This is a genomic window from Pseudomonas sp. NFX183 (genome assembly GCF_047943075.1).
Classification (GTDB): Bacteria; Pseudomonadota; Gammaproteobacteria; order Pseudomonadales; family Pseudomonadaceae; genus Aquipseudomonas.
In genome coordinates this window covers 2,485,782-2,506,482 of sequence record NZ_CP181333.1, presented here as the reverse complement: position 1 = coordinate 2,506,482, position 20,701 = coordinate 2,485,782, and the positions used below count along the sequence as shown (strand labels likewise).

General features: G+C 61.0%; 20 protein-coding genes. 9 read left to right on the top strand and 11 right to left on the bottom strand.

The annotated features are described in order from the left end of the window. The first annotated feature begins 269 nt into the window (after nt 1-269). Nucleotides 270-2,216: an autotransporter domain-containing protein gene (locus tag ACM530_RS11520; RefSeq protein ID WP_416364800.1), complete on the top strand. Its 1,947-nt coding sequence runs from the start codon at nt 270-272 to the stop codon at nt 2,214-2,216. On the opposite strand, the gene ACM530_RS11515 is transcribed toward ACM530_RS11520, so the two are convergent. The 4 genes from ACM530_RS11515 to ACM530_RS11500 all read right to left on the bottom strand — a co-directional run bounded on the left by ACM530_RS11515 (nt 2,217) and on the right by ACM530_RS11500 (nt 6,490). Next, nucleotides 2,217-3,125: an SdiA-regulated domain-containing protein gene (locus ACM530_RS11515; protein WP_242199793.1), complete on the bottom strand. Its 909-nt coding sequence runs from the start codon at nt 3,123-3,125 to the stop codon at nt 2,217-2,219. A gap of 120 nt (nt 3,126-3,245) precedes the next feature. Continuing rightward, the gene (locus ACM530_RS11510) at nt 3,246-4,169 is read right to left on the bottom strand and encodes an SdiA-regulated domain-containing protein (protein WP_416364799.1); all 924 of its coding nucleotides are present in this window, start codon (nt 4,167-4,169) and stop codon (nt 3,246-3,248) included. 238 nt (nt 4,170-4,407) lie between these two features. Beyond that, nucleotides 4,408-5,073: a fumarylacetoacetate hydrolase family protein gene (locus ACM530_RS11505; RefSeq protein WP_404485753.1), complete on the bottom strand. Its 666-nt coding sequence runs from the start codon at nt 5,071-5,073 to the stop codon at nt 4,408-4,410. A gap of 22 nt (nt 5,074-5,095) precedes the next feature. Then, nucleotides 5,096-6,490, bottom strand: coding sequence for an FAD-binding oxidoreductase (locus ACM530_RS11500; RefSeq protein WP_416364798.1), 1,395 nt, complete (start codon nt 6,488-6,490; stop codon nt 5,096-5,098). A 205-nt stretch (nt 6,491-6,695) separates the two neighbouring features. Here ACM530_RS11500 and serA point away from each other — a divergent pair, with 205 nt between their 5' ends. Continuing rightward, on the top strand, nt 6,696-7,925 hold the full coding sequence (gene serA, locus ACM530_RS11495) for a phosphoglycerate dehydrogenase (RefSeq protein ID WP_010167810.1): 1,230 nt from the start codon (nt 6,696-6,698) through the stop codon (nt 7,923-7,925). A gap of 63 nt (nt 7,926-7,988) precedes the next feature. Here the strand turns inward: serA and ACM530_RS11490 are convergent, their stop codons facing one another. After that, nucleotides 7,989-8,429 (bottom strand): DUF4399 domain-containing protein, encoded by a 441-nt coding sequence (locus tag ACM530_RS11490; RefSeq protein WP_106575730.1) that lies wholly within the window; start codon nt 8,427-8,429, stop codon nt 7,989-7,991. 134 nt (nt 8,430-8,563) lie between these two features. Between ACM530_RS11490 and ACM530_RS11485 the strand changes: the two genes are divergently transcribed. After that, the gene (locus tag ACM530_RS11485; protein WP_369301931.1) at nt 8,564-9,058 is read left to right on the top strand and encodes a transporter substrate-binding domain-containing protein; all 495 of its coding nucleotides are present in this window, start codon (nt 8,564-8,566) and stop codon (nt 9,056-9,058) included. 114 nt (nt 9,059-9,172) lie between these two features. Here ACM530_RS11485 and ACM530_RS11480 read toward each other — a convergent pair whose 3' ends face one another. Both ACM530_RS11480 and ACM530_RS11475 read right to left on the bottom strand, forming a co-directional pair. Then, the gene (locus tag ACM530_RS11480) at nt 9,173-9,655 is read right to left on the bottom strand and encodes a DUF523 domain-containing protein (protein WP_416364797.1); all 483 of its coding nucleotides are present in this window, start codon (nt 9,653-9,655) and stop codon (nt 9,173-9,175) included. Nucleotides 9,656-9,657: 2 nt separating this feature from the next. Next, a complete protein-coding gene (locus ACM530_RS11475) occupies nt 9,658-10,290 on the bottom strand; it encodes a 2OG-Fe(II) oxygenase (protein WP_145158572.1) in 633 nt (210 codons plus the stop codon). 131 nt (nt 10,291-10,421) lie between these two features. Here ACM530_RS11475 and ACM530_RS11470 point away from each other — a divergent pair, with 131 nt between their 5' ends. Beyond that, nucleotides 10,422-11,174 carry a DUF2059 domain-containing protein gene (locus tag ACM530_RS11470; RefSeq protein ID WP_145157851.1) on the top strand — a complete coding sequence of 251 codons (753 nt, stop codon included), beginning with the start codon at nt 10,422-10,424 and terminating at the stop codon, nt 11,172-11,174. Between the two features lie 104 nt (nt 11,175-11,278). Here the strand turns inward: ACM530_RS11470 and ACM530_RS11465 are convergent, their stop codons facing one another. Continuing rightward, nucleotides 11,279-12,220, bottom strand: coding sequence for an alpha/beta hydrolase (locus ACM530_RS11465; protein WP_416365090.1), 942 nt, complete (start codon nt 12,218-12,220; stop codon nt 11,279-11,281). 99 nt (nt 12,221-12,319) lie between these two features. Here ACM530_RS11465 and ACM530_RS11460 point away from each other — a divergent pair, with 99 nt between their 5' ends. From ACM530_RS11460 to ACM530_RS11445, 4 genes are all read left to right on the top strand, one after another. Next, nucleotides 12,320-12,898, top strand: a complete 579-nt coding sequence (locus ACM530_RS11460; RefSeq protein ID WP_369301929.1) for a DUF6436 domain-containing protein — start codon at nt 12,320-12,322, stop codon at nt 12,896-12,898. A gap of 90 nt (nt 12,899-12,988) precedes the next feature. Continuing rightward, nucleotides 12,989-13,345 (top strand): EamA family transporter, encoded by a 357-nt coding sequence (locus ACM530_RS11455; RefSeq protein ID WP_145157859.1) that lies wholly within the window; start codon nt 12,989-12,991, stop codon nt 13,343-13,345. Further along, nucleotides 13,345-13,755, top strand: coding sequence for a DMT family transporter (locus ACM530_RS11450; RefSeq protein ID WP_145157862.1), 411 nt, complete (start codon nt 13,345-13,347; stop codon nt 13,753-13,755). Before ACM530_RS11455 ends, ACM530_RS11450 begins: the two co-directional genes overlap by 1 nt. Beyond that, a complete protein-coding gene (locus tag ACM530_RS11445) occupies nt 13,755-14,978 on the top strand; it encodes a DegT/DnrJ/EryC1/StrS family aminotransferase (RefSeq protein ID WP_416364796.1) in 1,224 nt (407 codons plus the stop codon). Before ACM530_RS11450 ends, ACM530_RS11445 begins: the two co-directional genes overlap by 1 nt. Here ACM530_RS11445 and ACM530_RS11440 read toward each other — a convergent pair. Together ACM530_RS11440 and ACM530_RS11435 are read right to left on the bottom strand one after the other, a co-directional pair. Then, on the bottom strand, nt 14,956-15,834 hold the full coding sequence (locus ACM530_RS11440; RefSeq protein ID WP_416364795.1) for a hypothetical protein: 879 nt from the start codon (nt 15,832-15,834) through the stop codon (nt 14,956-14,958). The genes ACM530_RS11445 and ACM530_RS11440 overlap by 23 nt on opposite strands. After that, nucleotides 15,831-16,937 carry a GNAT family N-acetyltransferase gene (locus ACM530_RS11435; RefSeq protein ID WP_416364794.1) on the bottom strand — a complete coding sequence of 369 codons (1,107 nt, stop codon included), beginning with the start codon at nt 16,935-16,937 and terminating at the stop codon, nt 15,831-15,833. The genes ACM530_RS11440 and ACM530_RS11435 overlap by 4 nt, the downstream gene beginning before the upstream one ends. A gap of 159 nt (nt 16,938-17,096) precedes the next feature. On the opposite strand from ACM530_RS11435, the gene ACM530_RS11430 reads away from it, so the two are divergent. After that, nucleotides 17,097-19,451 (top strand): penicillin acylase family protein, encoded by a 2,355-nt coding sequence (locus tag ACM530_RS11430; RefSeq protein ID WP_416364793.1) that lies wholly within the window; start codon nt 17,097-17,099, stop codon nt 19,449-19,451. Nucleotides 19,452-19,588: 137 nt separating this feature from the next. Here ACM530_RS11430 and ACM530_RS11425 read toward each other — a convergent pair whose 3' ends face one another. Continuing rightward, the gene (locus ACM530_RS11425) at nt 19,589-20,554 is read right to left on the bottom strand and encodes a GlxA family transcriptional regulator (RefSeq protein ID WP_416364792.1); all 966 of its coding nucleotides are present in this window, start codon (nt 20,552-20,554) and stop codon (nt 19,589-19,591) included. Between the last annotated feature and the right edge of the window lie 147 nt (nt 20,555-20,701).

The window sequence follows — 20,701 nt, the reverse complement described above, 5'->3', positions numbered from 1 at the left end:
GTCTTCGCGAGCAAGCCCGCTCCCACATTTGCTATGTGCTGACCTCGATATTTATGTAACAAAAACGCTACTTTTCGCTGCATCCCCTCGCCAAAATCGTGCGCCACCCCGCGGTATGTCGTACCTTCCTCAGTATCAAATCCGTTACAAATTACAGCCAGGCGACCCACGCGTTTAACAATGCGCCACTTTGCAGTCGCTCAAGGAATGAGGCGCGCATTGTGCAATGGGTCTGGGCTTGACCTTCCCCACACCTCAAGGACGACCTTGTGATAAAGCCCCTAGCCCTCGCGATCAGCGTGGTCGGCAGCCTGCTGTCGACACATACCCAGGCCTACGATTACAGCCAGCACGCCAACACCACCCTGGAAAAGCTGATCAACGATTACCCCGGCCGGTATCGCGGCACCGCCAATTTCGCCGGCGCAGCAGATTGGATGCAAAGCCAGATGGGCTCGGCCTACAGCCTCAGTCGCCAGAACTTCACCTGGAACAACGGCACTCGCGCCTCGCAAAACGTGGTGGCCTACGCTGCCGGCACCACGGCGCAATACGTGGTGATTGGCGCGCATTTTGACACCTACTTCGGCCGCCCGACCCTGCAAGGCCTGGACGACAATGGTTCCGGCGCCAGCGTGCTGACGGAGGTGGCGAAGAACCTGGGCGGCCTGCAGTTGGAAAACGGTCTGCAAATCGTCGGCTTCGGCGCGGAAGAAGAAGGCCTGCGCGGCTCCAAGGCGTTTGTCGACTCACTCAGCGCCAGCCAGCGCGCGAACATGCTGGCGATGATCAACCTCGACAGCCTGATCACCGGCGACATAATGTACGCCCACGCCGGCCAGAACAGCACGGCCAACCCCGCCCTGGCTTCGCTGCGCGAGCACACATTCCAGATCGCCAAGGAATTGAACATCCCACTGTTCACCAACCCTGGCCTGGACCCGCAATACCCCAAGGGCACCGGCTGTTGCAGCGATGGCGAGCCGTTCGAGCCGCTGAACATCCCGATTCTGTATATCGAAGCCACCCACTGGGAGCTGGGCGACCTGGACGGCTACACCCAGACCAACAACCCGAAAATTCCGGGTGGCTCCACCTGGCATGACCCGGCCGAGGACAACAAAGCCGTGCTCACCGATGCCTTCGGCCAGGCGCGCATCGACCAGCGCCTGCGTGACTATTCGCGCCTGCTCAGCCGCCTGGTGCTGGAGTTGACCAACGCCGACCTGATGGCCTCGACCGCCTCGGGCGGCGCCGTTGCGCGCAACATGCAAGACAATTTGCAGCGCCAGCACCAGGCCATGGTGCGGCTGCATGATCGGCGCTGGCTAACCTTGCAGTCCGCCAGCCGCGAGGTCGGCAGCTTTGATGGCGAAATTGGCGTGGATGGCGAATACAGCCCGGACAGCGGCTTCGACAGCCCGCTCAACCCCGAGGCGCGGCGCCTGGGCGTGCATGCGCTGGGCGACTACCAACTCACGTCCAGCCTGAACATCGGCGCCAGCCTGAGCTACCTCAACGGGCGCGACACCCTCGAACACCGCGGCAAACTCGACAGCGACACCTGGCAGGCGGCGGTCTACGCCTTGCTCAACGACGGCGGGCCGAGCTGGCTGGCCGGCGACCTGAGCGTCGGGCGTACGCGCTTTGATTCCAAGCGCAACCTGTTGATCCAGGCCAATGGCGGCCCGATCTTGCTCAATCAGCAACTGAGCGGCAACACCGACGCTCTGTCCTTGGGCGCGCGCGTCCTGGGCGGCTATGACTTCGACTTCGGCGCGGTCAAGAGTGGTCCGTTTGCCGGTCTGGATTACAGTCACGCGCGCATCGATAAATTCCACGAGAAACAGAACCTGCGCACGGCGCTTGAGTACCAGGAGCAATCCTTCGACTCCCTGGAAGCCAGCCTCGGTTGGCGCGTACGCGGTGCCGTCGCCCTGCCGTATGGCTTGAGCCTGCTGCCTTACGGCGACATCGCCTGGGTCAAGGAATTGGCTGACGGACGTCTCGACGACCTGCAACTGACCGCCCACGCCGACGGCCGGGCGCGCACCGCCAAACTGGGTGCCGTGGACAAAAGCTTTGGCCGCGCCCAAATCGGCAGCCAGCTGGCGATCACCCCGCAGCTGGGCGTTTACGCCGAGGTAAACAGCCGCCTGGGGCATGCCGAAGGCAGCCAGACCGGCTATTCGCTGGGTGTGCAGTGGATGTTTTGATCAGGGTTTCTTGAACACGTAAAACAGGTTCGGCTCGCTGACCAGGTACAAGCTGCCTTGGTCGTCCATGGCGATGCCCTCGGCCTGAGGCACACGTTTTTGCAGGCCATGGCGCCCGTTGAGCAGAGAAAGGCTGCTTAGCGGGCGACCGTCGATGTCCAACTCCAGCACCAGAAACGACTCATCCGACAGCGCCAGCAGATGGCCGCTGCGCTCGTCGTATTGCAAGCTCGACAAATCGCGCACAAACAGTCCGGCATCGCGCTTGGGGTTGTTGATGACGTGCACCGAGTAGGTTTTTTCCGGCTTGAAATGAGGGAAACCGTGCACCTCGTAAATCAGCATCGGGTCACGTTCCTTGGCCACAAACAGGCGCTTGCCGACCGAGTCGTAGGCCAGGCCCTCGAAACCCTTGTTGCCGCCCATGTGTACGCCCAATGTCATCTGCTCCGCATCGGCGGCGTCGAGGAACTGGGTGTCGTCGTTCACGTGCACTTTGATCAGCCGCTGCTGACGCTCATCGCTGATCACGTAGATATTGTCGCTGATGAACTCCACCGCTTCGGCATCGCCAAAGCCCACCAGTGGAATGCGCCGCAAAATCTTGCCCTCCAGGGACAGTTCAACCAGCTCGGCGTTTTTATTGGTGACGGTAAACAGGCTTTTGCGCACCGGGTCATAGGTGAGGGCTGAGACATCATCGTCGAGGCCTTCGATCACCTTGGCTTCCAGGCTGACGCGATAATCGGCCAGGCCGATGGAGCGCTCATCGGCAGGCTGGCGCCAGGCCTGCCAGTTAAACCATGCGCGCTCGAACAGACGCAATTGCTGTGCGACCACACCAGCGGCCACCAGGGCGATCAGCAGCACAGTAAAAAACGCGGGTTTGGGGCGGGCGAATCGACGCATCAGGGCAGCTCGAAGTCAAAAAGTGGCGAATGAATATCACGCCTGTCTGAATTTAAACTTAAACGCTGCCGGATGTCTGGCGAATGCCGCTATTGGGGAAATGTCCGACGTAATCGTGGGTTATTTCTGTTTCTCGAAACGGTAGAACAGGTTCGGCTCACTGACCATGTACAACGTGCCGCTCTCGTCCATGGTCACGCCTTCGGCACGTGGAATGGTGCGCTTGAGGCCGTTGAAGCCGCCGAGCAAGGTCATGAAGCTGACTTGCTCGCCCTTTTCATCCAGCTCCAGCAACAGGTGGGAGTCGGCCGACAATGCCAGCAAGTGGCCAGTACGCGGATCGACGGCAAGGGCCGAAAGGTTGCGCATGTCCAGCTCGGTGCTGGCGAGTTTTTGCTTGTCGCCCGTCAGCGTGGCGCCATCGCTCTTCCAGGTGAACAGCGCCGGTGGCCGCTCCTCGCCCAGCACGATCTGTTGATTGCGCTTGTCCCAGGTGATGCCTTCGAAGGCTTTGTTCTGATCCTTGGACGGGCCCAGGTCGTAGCTCTTGAAGTCAGCGATATTCAGTTGCTGGGTGCCGGCATCGACTTTCACCACGGTGAGCGTGTGCATGCGCTCATCGACAATGGCCATCAAGCCGTTCTCCATCATCGTCAGGCCTTCCGGGTTGTTCCAGCCGTTGAGTGGCATCTTGCGCAGCACATCGCCTTGCAGGCTCAACTCAACCAGGAACGGGTTTTTGCCCATCACGGAAAACAGGGTTTTGGTCTGCGGATTGTAGGAAAGATCCGAAGCCTCATCCTTCTCCATGCCGGGCAGTAACTTGCCGTCGATGACCGCATGGTAGTCCGGCAGCCAGACGCTGGCCTGCTGCTCAGCCGGCGTTTCAAAGCGTTCCGCCACCCACAGTACGCCACGATCATCCCAATGCATGAGCCAGGCAACGCCATACACAATCGCCCCGGCGAGGAACAGCCAGGAATACCAGCGCAGGGCAAAACGGGAACGGGGCTTGGGTGCAGCGGAGGGCAAAGTCACGGCCATTGAGCGCTTTTCCGGAAAGTCAGCGTTAGGTGATAGCACAGGATCAGCGGGCCCGCGCGCAGGAGGCTGTGGATTATCCGGATGGTGTGTGAAAAAAATGCAAAAGCCAGATGTTTCGGACCACTCAGACCAATGTGGGAGCTGGCTTGCCTGCGATGCAGGCACCTCGGTGTGTCAGTGACACTGAGGTGATGCTATCGCAGGCAAGCCAGCTCCCACATTTGAAGGCATGCCGTCTTTAGCGAACGCTGCTTTCGAAACGGCTCACACCCGTCAACTCCAGCACCAGCTCATCCCCCACATTCAGCGGCCCCACACCGGCCGGGGTGCCGGTGAGAATCACGTCACCGGCCTGCAGCGAGAAGCAGCCAGCCATGTGCTGGATCATCGGGATAATCGGGTTGAGCATCTGCGAGCTGTTGCCGTCCTGGCGCACTTCGCCATTGATGGTCAGGCGAATACCGATATCGGTCACATCCGGGAACGTGCTGCCGACCACGAACGGTGCAATCACCGCCGCGCCATCGAACGATTTGGCGATTTCCCAGGGCAGGCCCTTGGCTTTCAGCTCGGCCTGTTTGTCGCGCAAGGTCAAATCCAGGGCCGGCGCGAAGCCGGAAATGGCGTCCAGTACTTCTTCACGGCTGGGTTTGTTCGACAGGGGCTTGCCGATCAACACCGCGATTTCCGCCTCGTAGTGCACCGAACCGCGGTCGGTCGGGATGGCGAAACCGCCTTCCAGCGCGACCACGCAGCTACCCGGTTTGATGAACAGCAACGGTTCGGTGGGCACCGGGTTGTCCAGTTCCTTGGCATGTTCGGCGTAGTTACGCCCGATGCACACCACTTTGCCCAGGGGAAAGTGGATGTTGGTGCCGTCGACGTACTTGTGCTGGTAGCTCATGAAACGACTCCTACAGGGGCGATTAAACAGCGAAGATCTTGCCAGGGTTCATGATCCCGTTAGGGTCGAACACCGCTTTGACTGCCTTCATGTATTCGATTTCAACCGGCGAGCGGCTGTATGTCAGGTAATCACGCTTGGTCATGCCCACGCCGTGTTCGGCGGAGATCGAGCCGTTGTACTTCTCGACGGTTTCGAACACCCACTTGTTGACGGTGGCGCACTTGGCGAAGAACTCGTCCTTGCTCAGGTTTTCCGGCTTGAGGATGTTCAGGTGCAGGTTGCCGTCGCCGATATGGCCAAACCAGACAATTTCGAAATCGGGGTAGTGTTCGCCGACGATCGCGTCGATTTCTTTCAAAAACGCCGGCACTTTGGAGACAGTCACCGAGATGTCGTTCTTGTAGGGCGTCCAGTGGGAAATGGTCTCGGAGATGTACTCGCGCAGCTTCCACAGGTTGTGCAGTTGGGTTTCGCTCTGGCTCATCACGCCGTCCAGTACCCAGCCTTGTTCGACGCAATGCTCAAAGGTTTCCAGGGCGTGGTTGGCGACTTCTTCGGTGGTGGCTTCGAATTCCAGCAGCGCGTAGAACGGGCAATCGGTTTCGAACGGTGCCGGCACGTCGCCACGGCCCATGACCTTGGCCAAGGCTTTGTCGGAGAAGAATTCGAAGGCGGTCAAGTCCAGCTTGCTCTGGAACGCGTGCAGCACCGGCATGATCGAGTCGAAATCCGTGGTACCGAGCACCATGGCGGTGAGGTTTTTCGGCGCACGGTCCAGGCGCATGGTGGCTTCGACCACAAAGCCCAAAGTGCCTTCAGCGCCGATGAACAGCTGGCGCATGTCGTAGCCGGTGGCGTTCTTGATCAGGTCGCGGTTCAGTTCCAGCACATCACCCTTGCCGGTGACCACTTTCATGCCGGCCACCCAGTTACGGGTCATGCCGTAACGAATGACCTTGATCCCGCCGGCATTGGTGCCGATATTGCCGCCAATCTGGCTCGAACCGGACGACGCGAAATCCACCGGGTAATAAAGACCTTTTTCTTCAGCGACGTTCTGCAATTGCTTGGTGACCACGCCCGGCTGGCACACGGCGGTGCGGTCGGTGAGGTTCACTTCGAGAATCTGGTTCATGTAGTCGAACGACACCACCACTTCGCCATTCGCCGCCACCGCAGCAGCCGACAGCCCAGTGCGGCCGCCGGAAGGCACCAGCGCAACCTTGTGTTCGTTGGCCCAACGCACGATGGCTTGCACCTGTGCGGTGGTCTTGGGGAACACAATGGCGCTAGGCGCGGGTGCGAAGTGCTTGGTCCAATCCTTGCCGTAAGCCTCCAGGGAGTCTGCATCGGTCAGCACTTTGCCAGGCTCAACCAGGGTCTTCAGCTCATCAATCAGGGCAGGATGGGTCATCGACAGAACTCTCGAACAATTCATGGTCATCCTGAGAACGCTTCACGTCGCAGGAATGGGTGTTTAGCGGGGCACGTATGCTAGCATACCGCCCCCGCAGGACAGAGCCCAAGGGCGTTTCTGCGGTGACGGCTTTCCTGCCGTCCGGGTCAGCTTGCGCTGCTCGATTCCCTGCCATTTTTCTCCGGGATACAGGTTTACGCAGATGAGCAAGACTTCTCTCGATAAGAGCAAGATCAAGTTCCTTCTTCTGGAAGGCGTCCACCCATCGGCTGTCGACGTACTGAAGGCCGCTGGGTACTCCAGCATTGAGTACATCACCAGTTCTCTGCCGGAAGCCCAGTTAAAGGAAAAGATCGCCGACGCGCACTTTATCGGCATTCGCTCCCGCACTCAGCTGACCGAAGAGATCTTCGACCACGCCAAGAAACTCGTGGCTGTCGGCTGTTTCTGCATCGGCACCAACCAGGTCGACCTCAACGCAGCGCGCGAGCGCGGCATCGCGGTGTTCAACGCACCGTACTCCAACACCCGTTCCGTTGCGGAGCTGGTATTGGCCGAGGCCATCCTGTTGCTGCGCGGCATCCCTGAGAAGAACGCTTCCTGCCACCGTGGCGGCTGGATCAAAAGCGCGGCCAACTCCTTCGAAATCCGCGGCAAGAAGCTGGGTATCGTCGGCTATGGCTCGATCGGCACACAGTTGTCGGTTCTGGCCGAAGGCCTGGGCATGCAGGTGTTCTTCTACGACACCCTGACCAAGCTGCCGCTGGGCAACGCCACTCAAGTGTCGAGCCTGACCGAGCTGCTGGGCATGTCCGACATCGTCACCCTGCACGTACCGGAAACCGCTGAGACCCAGTGGATGATCGGCGAGAAGGAAATCCGCGCCATCAAAAAAGGCGGCATCCTGATCAACGCAGCACGTGGCACCGTGGTTGAGCTGGACGCCCTGGCTGACGCGATCAAGGACAAGCACCTGATCGGCGCCGCGATCGACGTGTTCCCGGTGGAGCCACGCTCCAACGACGACATCTTCGAAAGCCCGCTGCGTGGCCTGGACAACGTGATCCTGACCCCGCACATCGGCGGTTCCACCGCTGAAGCCCAAGCCAACATCGGCCTGGAAGTGTCGGAGAAGCTGGTCAAGTACAGCGACAACGGTACCTCGGTGTCCTCGGTCAACTTCCCGGAAGTGGCGCTGCCGGCTCACCCTGGCAAGCACCGTCTGCTGCACATCCACCAGAACATCCCTGGCGTGATGATGGAGATCAACAAGGTCTTCGCAGAAAACGGTATCAACATCTCCGGTCAGTTCCTGCAGACCAACGAGAAAGTCGGCTACGTGGTCATCGACGTCGACGCCGAGTACTCGGACCTGGCGCAAGAGAAGCTGCAGCACATCAACGGCACGATTCGTAGCCGCGTGTTGTTCTAAGGTTTCAACGCAGCACAAAAAAGGGAGCCCCTCGAGGCTCCCTTTTTCACATCTGAACAAATCTTACTTGACGTTAACCGTGATGACTTTCGAGGCTACAGTCGGGTTGAACTGCATGTGCAGTTTGTCGCCGGCTACCAGCTGCAAGGTGTGCTTGCCAGGGGTGAGGGTCAGCTCGGTTTCGGTCTGGGCCTTGCCGTAGTGGATCACGGTGTCGGTGGCCGGGATCGGCACGCTGGCGTCAGGCAGCTCTTTCTGGTCGATCAGCAGGTGGTGGTGGCCGGTGCCTGGGTCCTGGCTGGTGGCCGGGGCCAGTTTCAAGCCTTCCATGCCGAATTTGACGGTGAAGGTTTTATCGACAGTGGCGCCGTCTTTTGGCGACACGATAAAGACTTTGGCGCCTTCAGGCGGCGCGCTGCGTGGGATACCGTCAGCAGCGGTAGCCAACATCGAAGCACCCAGCAGAACGCTGGCCAGGGTGGCACGGGACAAAAAGGCTTTCATTCGCTTCTCCAGTTTTTCTATGAAATCTGTAGGGTTATGACAACTTCGCGACAAATTGCTGTCCAAGGCACTCAACACCATAGCAAAGCGATGCTGAACGGCCCCTCGCGTAGACGAATTCATCAGGAGCGACCATGCGCTTTTCGCCTGGCCTTGTACTTTTGCTGCCCCTTCTGAGCCCTTTGGCTCACGCCGAATTGATTGATGATGTGTTTGATCGTGGCGAACTGCGCATCGCCCTGGAGGCCAACACGCCGCCGTTCAACTTCAAGGACGGCGACAAGCTCACCGGCTTTGAAGTGGAACTGGGCGAGCAGCTGGCGAAGGAAATGGATGTGCGCCCCTCATTCATCACCACCGATGACGCCGACCTGCTGCCAGGCGTTGAAACCGGCAAGTACGACGTAGCCATCAACCATATCGCTATGACTGCCGAGCTGCAGGATCGTTTCGACTTCAGCGATCCTTATAAGGAAACACCTGAGCTGGCTATTCCCTTCCAAAAGGGCAACCCGGCGTTCAAAAACAGCCTGGACAAGGCGTTGCAGCAGGTGAAGGCGGATGGTCGCTTGAAGGCGCTGACGCAGAAGTGGTTTGAAGGCGACACACCGGTCCTCAAGACACCCTAGATCAATTGTGGGAGCGGGCTTGCCCGCGAAGACGGAGTGTCAGTACCAGAAACGGTGACTGACGCACCGCCTTCGCGAGCAAGCCCGCTCCCACATGTTGATTCAAGGGAGGGTTTAGCGTTGGGCCAAGGCCGCAGCCGCCTCAGGCAACTGCAGCTCACTGAACACCAACACGCCGTGGCGCTTGAGCAACGCCGCCGTCACGCCTTCGCCGCTGACCTTAACCCCAGTGAACGTGCCGTCATAGGTCAGCACGTTGCCGCAGGACGGGCTATTGGCCTTGAGAATGGCGACACGGATATTGTGGCGTTGCACCAGCGCCAGGGCTTGGCGGGCGCCATCGAGAAAGGCGGCGCTGAAGTCTTCACCTTCAGCGGTCAGCACCTGGGCACGGCCCTCCCACACATCGATGCCCTGCCCGCCCGGGATTTCGGCAGAGGGCCGGGGCGTCGGCAAACCGCCCGAGACCTCCGGGCAGATCGCCACCACACGGCCTTCAGCCTGCCACGCCGCCAATTGATCAAACGGGCCGCTGGCGCCGCCGTCGTAGCGCACTTTGTGCCCGAGCAGGCAGCGACTGATCAGAATCTTTTCCATGTTTAAAACGGCTCGTTACCCCGCCGGCGAAACCAGCCGGTCAGGGACAGGCGTTCGCGCGTGGCGGGCAGGACTTCGTGGGGCACCTCCCCGGACAGGAACACCACCAGGCTACCGCCGGTGGGCACCACGTCGTATTCGACGCCGCCCTTGAGGTACATGCGCAGCTGGCCGCCATGTTCGGGCAGCCAGGCGTCGTTCAAGTAGACCACTGCCGAGACCATGCGCCGGTCATCATCGCGAAAGCGGTCCAGGTGCTTGAGGTAAAACGCACCCGGGGGGTACATCGCAAAGTGGCTTTCGAAATCTTCCAGGCCCAGGAACAGCCCGCGGTTCATGGCCGACCGCAGGCTGTCCATCACGCCCATGTAGGTCTCGCAGACCGCTGCATCACCCTCTTCCAACCATTGGATACGGTCACCGCGAATACCCTCGCGAATCTCCTGGGCCGGCCCGCGCCCTACGGCTGCGGGTGCCAATTCCCCCTCAGCCGCACGTTTACGGCACTCAGCCGCCAGTTCCAGGGTCAGAGCCTGGGGCAGGAAGCCGTTCTGCTGCGACCAGCCTTTTTCAGCCAGGTCGTCGACAATGCGTTGCAGCAGGGGATGATCGAGGGGTATTTGCATGGCGCGCATAGTATCCATACGCCTGTGAATCCGACAGAGCCGCCGAGCGTCTGAATACACTTTAGTCAGGTGACCGATAGGATTTCTCGACAAATCCTACGCCCGACACGGACAATAGTGGCCGACTGACAGGAGTCCATATGCGTCGTTTGTTTTTTTCCGTGCTGATGTTCTGCGTTTTGCCCGCTTGGGCAGACGGCCATGACCAGTTGTACAAGGTCGCCGGCTGGGCCGAACAGCGTGCGCATTTCAATGACGCTCTGAGTGCCGCTCAGCAACGCTACCGCAACAGCCTGCCGCCGGCGGTGTACCAGGCACTGGTCGACAACAGCAATAAACGCTTCGCCGCCCAGGCCGTGGACCAGCGTGCCGAGGCGCAATTGCGCAAAAACCTGGCGGATCCGAAACCCGCTCTGGCGTTTTTCCAATCGCCGCTTGGCCGTAAGATTGTCGCCGCCGAGTTGCTGGCCACGCGCCGCGACCAGTTGGCGAAAAACGCCCAAGGCCTGCCGCACATCGAGGCCGATGCCACTCGCAGCCTGATCATCGGCCACCTGGCCCAGGCGCTGCCTGCCCGTGAAGCCGGTGCGGAGGTCAGCCTGGCGATTGCCGGTGTGGCCGCCGATAGCTTGAGCCAGATGATTCCGGGTCTGTTGGGCGGTGGGCAGGCTCAGGGCATGTTGAATGGGCAGCGTGAGCGGCTGATGCAGCAGATCGGCAATGACCTGAACAATACGTTGCTGTACGTCTATCGGGATTTATCTGACCCGGAACTGGAAGAATTCGCCACGTTTGCCGAGTCGCCGGCAGGTCGGGCGTATTACAAGGCGGCGTTGGCAGCCATTCGCGCAGGGCTTGCAGTAGGCCAGAGCACCTCAAGCCTGTCGCAGTAAAAACTGTGGGAGCTGGCTTGCCTGCGATAGCGGTGGGACAGCACCTCAAAGGCTAACTGACAGATCGCTATCGCGGGCAAGCCCGCTCCCACATTTGGATTGTGTTACTTCAGGTGATCCGTGAGAAAGCTGAAGTATTGCTCGCGCATCGGCGCAATCTCATTCGCCAAATGATGCCTGCCACGCGGGATCATCAACACTTCAGGCTGATCAAACTTGCCCCGCAGCACCTGCAAGTTGTGCTGCCAGTCCACCGTCATGTCTTCCTCACCCTGCACAACCACCGGCCGCCGTGGGCTGCGCGGTGCGGCTTCGATGCGCTTGATCCAGCGTGCCAGCGCGCCCACCCAGGCGGTCGGCAAGTGGCGCGGCTGCAGCGGGTCAGCTTCCAGGAACGGTTTGAACGCTGGGTCATTGGTATTCTCGCTGAACCGCCGCGCGATGCCTTTGACGAAGGGCCGCAGCAGGTAATAGCTGACCTGCGACCAACCCCACGCACGCGGGCGCACCAAGGGTGACAGCAGGAAGGTCTTGCCCTGCGCCGGGCTGTCGGCGCCGTGATTGAGCACATGGTCCACCACCACTGCGCCGCCGGTGCTTTGCCCGAACAGATGCCAGGGCTGGGGCAGTTGCAGCGCCGTGGCCTGGGCAAACAGCGCCTGCACCACGTTCTGGTACACCGCAAAATCATCGATGCTGGCGCGTGCGCCGCTGGACAGGCCATGGCCGGGCAGATCGCAGGCAATCACCACACAGCCTTGGTCCAGCGCCCAGTCCACCACATGACGGTACAGACCCATATGGTCGTAGAAGCCGTGGAACACGAACATGGTTGCCACGGGCTGAGGTGGCCACCACACCTGCGCCACCACTTGGAAGCCATCCACATCGAAACGCCCCAGGCGGCTCACCGCCGGTACTTTGCGCGCGGCCAGGTCCAGCCCGTAGAAGCGCTGGTAGACCCGCGCCTCGGCGCTGAGCGGTTGCGCATCCACAAGTGGCCGCAAGCTTTCGCGCAGATGATCGGGATCAAAGCTCACAGGCATAAAGGGTTCCAGACTGACGGTGAAGATGAATATCGAGCTGCGATATTCATCTGTCAGGACAAGCATGGCAAGCTACGCGACCTTCGAGGATTGATCTGAATGCGACAGCCCTACCGTTCCGCCTTGTTCGCCAGCCTGATCCTGGTCATCTGCGCCGGCGTGCTGTGGGCGGCGTATGACTGGTTCCAGGGTCGCTACCTGCGCGCATTCAGTGAGCACACGGCGGTGTTTTCCGGCGACGCACTGCGCCTGCCCGCCGAACTTGCCGGCCCAGGCCCGATTCGCCTGGTGCACTTCTGGGACCCGGCCTGCCCGTGCAACGTTGGCAACCAGCAACACCTGGGCGAGTTGATCGAGCACTACGCGCCCCAAGGCGTCGAGTTCTACGCTCTGCAAAAGGCCGGCAGCCACGGCCAACTGCCCGACAACCTGCGCAAGATGAAACCCCTCAATGCCCTGTCCGGTGCCGAGCAGATACCGGCCACACCTGCCGTCGGAATCTGGGACCGAAGCGGCAAACTTGCGTATTTCGGGCCGTACAGCGAAGGGCTTACGTGCAATTCCAGCAACAGTTTTATCGAGCCGATCCTGCAAGCCCTTGAGGCCGGGCGCGAAGTAGACGCGACCCACACGCTGGCGGTGGGCTGCTACTGTGCGTGGAGCAAGGCCTCAAACTGAACACAGGCTGTTCAACTGGCAAACTCCAATCACCCGATCAACAGCCTGTTGTATCGTAGGATTTCGCAGAGTTTGTAAGCATAGGAATACATGAGCCAGTTAACCATCATCCTCTGGATGCTCAACGTTATCGTTGACACGTCCGGCCAACTGGCCTTTAAAGCCGCCGCCTCGGCCAGCGCCGAACATGACGGGCTGGCTCACTGGAAGCACATGCTCAAGCGTCCGTGGATCTGGCTCGGCGTGATCTGTTATGTCTTCGAATTCGTGTTGTGGCTGGCGTTCCTGACACTCGTGCCGCTGTCGGTGGGTGTGATGCTGGGTTCGATCAATATTGTCGTGATCATGATTGCCGGGCGTTTTCTGTTCAAAGAGCGCCTGAGCAAATGGCGCCTGATCGGCATCATGCTGATCGCCTGTGGCGTGACTGTCGTAGGGTTTGAATGATGAAACGCTTCTATATCCTGGGTTTTCTCGCGCTGATCATTTTCGACACGTTGGCGCAGGTCAGCTTCAAGTTCGCCTCGGTGCATGCCGAGCCCCTGACCATGGACGCAGCCTGGCTGATTCGCGTGTTCGGCGCGCCGTGGATCTACGGCGCCTTCGTCGGCTATATCGGCGCGTTCTTCACCTGGATGACGCTGCTCAAATACGCACCGGTGGGCCCGGCGTTTGCCGCCTCCCACCTGGAGCTGATCAGCGTGACGCTGATCTCCGTGTGGCTGTTCGATGACACCCTGACCCTGCCTAAAATCATTGGCGGCGCGTTGATTATTGCGGGCATTCTCTGCCTGGCGCGCAGCGAAGACAAAGAGAGCAAGCAGCTTGAGGTCGAGCCGTCGCAGGCCCCGGCGTGATGAGCCGCCATTGGGAAATCCCGCCAACTGCGGGGCTCCCTTTGCGCTGGCAAGATTTACTCGCACGCTCGGGCAACCTGGCCGAATTGCTGGCCCGCCAATTCTCTATCCCACTGCCAGCACTGCCCTGCTCCGGCACGGCGGCGCTGATCATCGCGCTGCGCACCTTGCAGCAACGCATGCCCGGCCGCACCCAACTTATCGTGCCCGCCTACACCTGCCCGCTGGTGGCACTGGCCGCCTATTACTGCCCGCCATTACGCGTGGTGCCTTGCGATCTACAGCCCGACAGCATTGACCTGGATGAACAGCAACTGACGCAGTTGTGCGACGAGAACACCCTGGCCGTGGTGGTCACTCACTTGGCAGGACGTGTGGCTGATGTCGATACCGCCAAGCGCATTGCCGGGGCTGTCGGCGCGGCGGTCATCGAGGACGCTGCGCAAGCCATGGGCGCGCTCGACGGTGGCCACAGCGTTGGGCTCAAAGGTGATGTGGGTTTTTTCAGCATGGCGCTGGGCAAAGGCCTGACGACCGCCGAAGGTGGCGTGCTGTTCAGCCGCGACCCGGTGCTGCATCAGGCGCTGCACCGGCAATGCCGGCAGGACCTGCCATTCAGCCTGCGCTGGGAGCTGCAACGCACCGCTGAACTGTGGGGTTACGCCCTGGCCTATCAGCCGCGCGGTTTGTACTACGTGTACGGCAAAGGGTTGCGTGCGGCGCTGGCGCAAGGCGATGAAGTGGCGGCCGTGGGCGACGACTTTTCGGTTAACGACATCCCGTTGCACGGCCTTGGCGGCTATCGCCAGAAGGTCGGCGCCGCGGCGCTGGCTCGCTTGCCGGCGTATCTGCAGCAAGGCCGCACTCGAGCCTTGCGCCGCGCAGCACGCTTGAATGCCTTACCCGGCGTCTCGGTGGTGATGGACAGGCCCGGACAGCAAGGCACCTGGCCGTTTCTGATGGTGATAATGCCCTCTGCGCCAGCGCGTGATGCAGCGATGGCGCAGCTGTGGACCTCGGGGCTGGGCGTGACCCGACTGTTTATCCACACATTGCCGGAGTATCCGGCCGTCGCTGCGCTGTTGCAGCCTGGCAGCGATATCACTCAAGCCCAAGCCTTCGCCACGCGCACGCTGTCGATCAGCAACAGCCATTGGCTGACCGACGCACACTTCGAAAAGATACTGACCCAGCTGAAGGCTATCGTCGCCAGCCTTGATTGATGCGCGCCACCAACCGGCTGTTCAACGCGTTCTGCTGTTGTTGCCAGATCTGCACCTGCGCCTCAGGCAACGCTTCCTGACCATCGGAGGCGCTCAGCCAGCGCTTGAACTTGCTTTCATAGTGATAGGCCGACACATCGCCGGTAATGTCCGCGCCGATGATCCGCCCCTCGCAGGCGTCGATCAGCTCGTTCAAGTGCTGCTCCAGAAACTCACCCTGATCCCAATTGGTGTTGACCACCTCGGGGCTCAACACGTCTTTGTCGATCGACAGGTACACCGGCAGCGAACGGTCAAACTGCGCCAGGAACGCGCGCATCAATTCATCCGGATGACTGAACGCGCGATTGCTGCGACCGGCGCCGACCCAGTTCATCCAGCGCGTGTCGACGTTGATATTCCAGTAGGTCAATTTGCGCTTGAGCAGCGGCGACCAGTGATTCTCCCAGGCATGGCCCAGGCCGATATCCTGCGAGCCGATACCCAGCACATGCACGTGCTCGACCTGCGGCAACCGGCTGGCCCAGTAGACCCACGAACCGCAGTGAATGCCGAATGGATAGCGCATGTTGTCCGGATGGTTGTCGCAAATGATCAGCTGGAACTTCTGCTGGCTGGGCAGTCGGTTCAGCAACAACTGGCTAAGGTGGTGATAGTCGCCGCTGCCGGTAAACACACAGCCATAGTCGCCGGGCATCTGTGCGTGCAGGGCCGTCTCCAGCTCCCGGAACTGCGCCCAACGGCAGCCGAAGCGGATTTTTTCCTGCCAGGCCTGCAGTGGCATGGTCAGTGCGCCGGGAATGTCACTGACGGCGCCGTCGAAATCCAGAATCAGCGGCGGTCGATCCTGGCTCATGAAGTGTGCTCCTGTTGCCACTGGGCATCGCTTTCAAAATGGTGGCGGAACCGATTGCCCAGTTTGCGCAACAGCGGGTTACGCACCCAGACCAGGTGGCGGGTGAAAGTGAAATCGGCGCCGAGGCTGGCCTTGACCTGTGGGTCGGTCCAGCCGGCCACGTAAAACTTCAGCCCATTGGCCACCGCGTACTCCAGGTTCACAAACCAGCTGACAAAGTACAGGTTGAACTCCAGCGCTTGCGGGTAGTTGAGGCCGATGTACTTGTCGAGCAGCTTGTCGCCTTCCACGTAGCACAGGTTGTAGCCGATCAGTTCGTCGCAGTGCCAGTAACAGAACACCCGCCCGTTGCTGCTGGCGTCCCTGAGCACGCCACGGAAAAACTCCGGCGTGAGCAGGTCAAAATGGATCTCGCTCTGGTCGTAGACGGCCCGGTACAGCGCGTACAACTGCGCGAGCCAGGCGTCATCGTCGAAACGCTCATCGCCGGTTTCCAGGATTTCCACGTGCATCGCCTCACGGCTGCGCAATTTGCGGCGGATATTGCGCCGACGGCTGTGGGACAAGCGCGCGAGGTATTCGTCGACCGTGCTGAAGTTGATCGGTACATACGCCAGCGCCTGGCCTTCCAGGCTGATGAAGCCGCGTCGGGTGCAGTCATCGATCAGCGCTTGCGCGTAGCGGTTGTCCGCGTCGCTGAGCAGCGGCGAGTCGCAGGGCACGTCTTTGATGACGGTGAGTCTGCGCTGAGGCGCGCACTCATGTTGCAGCCACTGCGCCAGAGCCTGAGGCGAAACGGCCTGGGGGAACGGCGAGTATTCGCTGACCGTGGTGCCGACAAAGCAGCTGTCGATCCGCAGCCACGCATTCCAGAGCGTATAACCAGGCCAGTTGCGCACACGCTCCACGAACGCGTCGTCGGCGGTGGTCAACAGGTCAAACGGTGTGAAGAAGTACGGCAAGCCCTGATCGGACAAGCGAGCCTCAAAGCCCACCGGCGGGTGCTGCAAAAAGCGCCCGATCAGCGATGGCGCCTCCAGGCAGCATGCGTAGGTAGCCTCGGGGCGGCTGGAGTCTGACAGTGGTTGCGTGGCGCAAGTCATGACAAAAAGCTCAAAGATGACAGGTGGGATAATACTGCCTATGGGGTGTTCTCCACTTGAACCTCGGCTGTCGGCAAGGCACATCAGCATTTCCCTCAGCACCCGTCAAAAACCTATTAGACTCCGCTGACTTGAAAGGTGAATGACCAAGGACCGTCCATGAAACGCAGCCTGACCGTGCTCGCTCTGCTGATTGCCGCCCTCATGGCCGGCGCTGGCGTGTATGTCTACAGCAAGCAACCCACCCGCCAGGGCACCGAAACGCTGGCCAACCTGCAAAGCACAGTCACCGTGCGCTACGACGACCGGGGTGTGCCGCACATTCGCGCCGAGAACGAAACCGACCTCTACCGCGCCCTGGGCTACGTGCATGCCCAGGACCGGCTGTTCCAGATGGAGATCATGCGGCGCCTGGCCCGAGGCGAACTGGCCGAGGTGCTCGGGCCCAAGCTGCTGGACACCGACAAGTTGTTCCGCAGCCTGCGTATTCGCGAACGCGCCTTGAGTTACGTGGAGCACATCGACCACGACTCGAAGGCATGGAAGGCCTTGCAAGCCTACCTGGACGGCATCAACCAGTATCAGGACAGCCACGCCAGCCCGATGGAGTTCGACGTGCTGGGCATCGCCAAGCGGCCGTTCACTGCCGAGGACACCATCAGCGTTGCCGGGTACATGGCCTACAGCTTTGCCGCCGCGTTTCGTACCGAGCCGTTGCTGACTTACGTACGCGACCAGTTGGGCAGCGACTACCTGAAAGTCTTCGACCTGGACTGGCAGCCCAAAGGCGCGCTCAACCTTGCCGCCAGCGACTGGAACACCCTCGGCGCCCTCGCCTCGTTGAGCGAGCAAGCCCTGGCCGACAATGGCCTGCCACAGTTCGAAGGCAGCAACGCCTGGGCCATCAGTGGCAGCCGCACCAAAAGTGGCAAGCCTTTGCTGGCGGGTGACCCGCATATTCGTTTCTCAGTGCCGTCGGTGTGGTACGAGGCGCAGCTGTCGGCGCCGGGCTTTGAGCTGTACGGTTATCACAACGCGCTGGTGCCGGTGGCGTTCCTGGGCCACAACCTGGATTTCGGCTGGAGCCTGACCATGTTCCAGAACGATGACCTCGACCTGATCGCCGAAAAGGTCAACCCGGACAACCCCAATCAAGTCTGGTACCACGGCCAATGGGTCAACATGACCAGCAGCGAGCAGCAGATTGCGGTGAAGGGCGAGGCACCGGTGACCCTCACCCTGCGCCAGTCGCCCCACGGCCCGATCATCAATGACGTGCTCGGCGAAAATGCCGGCAAGACGCCGATTGCCATGTGGTGGGCATTCCTGGACACCGAAAACCCGATCCTCGAAGGCTTCTACCAACTCAACCGCGCCGACACGCTGGCCAAGGCGCGCGCGGCGGCGGCGCTGGTTTCTGCACCCGGCCTGAATATCGTGTGGGCCAACGCCAAAGGCGATATCGGCTGGTGGGCGGCGGCGCAACTGCCGGTGCGCCCGGCTGGCGTGAATGCCGGGTTTATCCTCGACGGCAGCACCGCCCAGGCCGACAAGCTGGGCTTTTACCCGTTCAGCGCCAACCCGCAGGAAGAAAACCCGGCGCGCGGTTATGTGGTGTCGGCCAATGCCCAGCCAGTGTCGCCCACCGGTATGGAGATTCCCGGTTATTACAACCTGGCCGACCGTGGCCAGCAGTTGAACACGCAGTTGAGCGACAAGAGCGTGAAATGGGACGTGACCAACAGCCAGGCCTTGCAACTGGGCACCACCACCGCCTATGGCCCACGCTTGCTGGCGCCGCTTTTGCCGGTGCTGCGTGAGGTGGTCAAAGACCCGGCGCAGTTGCAACTGGTGGAACAACTGGCCGCCTGGAAAGGTGATTACCCGCTGGAGTCCACCAGCGCCACGCTGTTCAACCAGTTCATGTTCAACCTCACGGACGCGGCGTTTCACCCGAAACTCGGCGACGGCATGTTCAAGACCCTGCTCACTACGCGCGTGATCGATGCGGCATTGCCACGCCTGGCCGCCTCGCCGGACTCGCCATGGTGGAACGGCTCGCGTGCGGACACCGTCAAGCTCGCCTGGGACAACAGCCTGGCGCACCTCAAGGCCACCTTCGGCGATGACCCGACACAGTGGCAATGGGGCAAGGCGCATACCCTGACGCAGGGCCACCCGCTGGGGCAGCAAAAACCGTTGGATAAAATCTTCAACGTCGGCCCGTTCCCCGCACCCGGCACCCACGAAGTGCCGAACAACCAGTCCGCCATGATCGGCCCGGCACCCTGGCCAGTGACGTACGGCCCATCGACCCGGCGCCTGATCGACTTCGCCGACCCGGCTCACGCCTTGACCATCAACCCGGTGGGGCAAAGCGGCGTGCCGTTTGACTCGCACTATGACGACCAGGCGCAAACCTACATCGAAGGCGGCTACGAACAGGCGCATTTCAGCGATGAGGAAGTGACGGCAAATACCCGGGGTACGTTGAAGCTGTTGCCAGCGCGGTAATACCGATCACTGTGGGCTGGTTTTTGTGGGCGCTGGCTTGCCTGCGATGCAAGCCGCTCGGTGTTACTGATAGACCGCGGTGATGCTATCGCAGGCAAGCCAGCTCCCACACAAGCCTGCGCCAGCCTACGACACGCTCAAACCGGCGCCGCAAAGTTAAGTCGGAACTGTTGCGGCGTCACGCCCAGCCGGCGGTTGAACACGCTGCGCATGTGCTGGGCGTCGCGAAACCCGCATTGATAGGCCACGGTCTTCAGCGGCGCAGGGCTGCTTTCGAGCATCACCCGCGCCGCATCCACCCGTGCCCGCTCGACGAACTCGGCCGGGGTGATGCGCGCCTCACGGGCAAACACCCGCGAGAAATTGCGCGCGCTCATATTTGCCGCCTTGGCCAGGTCGGCGATGGTCAAATCACCGGTCAGGTTCGCCAGCACGTACAACTGCACCAACGCCACCGCCGAAGTGCTTTCGGCGTGGGGCGTCAGGAATGGACTGAACTGCGACTGCCCGCCCGAGCGCTGGGTAAACACCACCAGGCGTTTGGCCACGCTCAGCGCGACTTCCGGACCGTGGTCCTGGGCCAGCAGAAACAGCGACAAATCGATGCCGGCCGTGACCCCGGCTGAGGTGTAGAGGTTGCCGTCCTGCACGTAGAGGCGGTCGGCGTCGACCTGGGCCGAGGGGCACAGGCGCGCCAGGTCGGCGGCATCGTTCCAGTGGGTGGTAACGGTTTTGCCGTCCAGCAATCCGGCTCGCGCCAGCATGAAGGCGCCGTTGCAGATCGAACCGAAGCGCTGCGCCCGCGCGGCGGCGGCACGTAGCCAGTCGTCAAACTGCGCGCCGAAATCCTCGAAGGGCAATTGCGGGCCGCCGGCAACCAGCAGCAGGTCGTAGGCTTGCAGGGCTTCGCTGTAATGCCGGTGGGCCTGCAGCGACAAGCCATTGGAGGCGGCCAGGGTGCCGTGGCCCAGGCCGAGCACTTCAAGCTGGTAGTGCTCTTGCGGCGGCAGAAAGCGGTTGGCCTCGCAGAACACATCCAGGGGGCCGGTCACGTCCAGTGACTGGACGCCGGGAAAGATCAGGATGGCGACGGTTTTGCCCATGCTGCAAACACCTTTTCTAACTGAATAAATGCAAAAGCCCTGTGAGAGCTGGCTTGCCTGCGATGGCATCACCTCAGTCTAACTGACAGACCGAGTCGCCAGCATCGCAGGCAAGCCAGCTCCCACAGTTGACCGTGTACAGCCTTG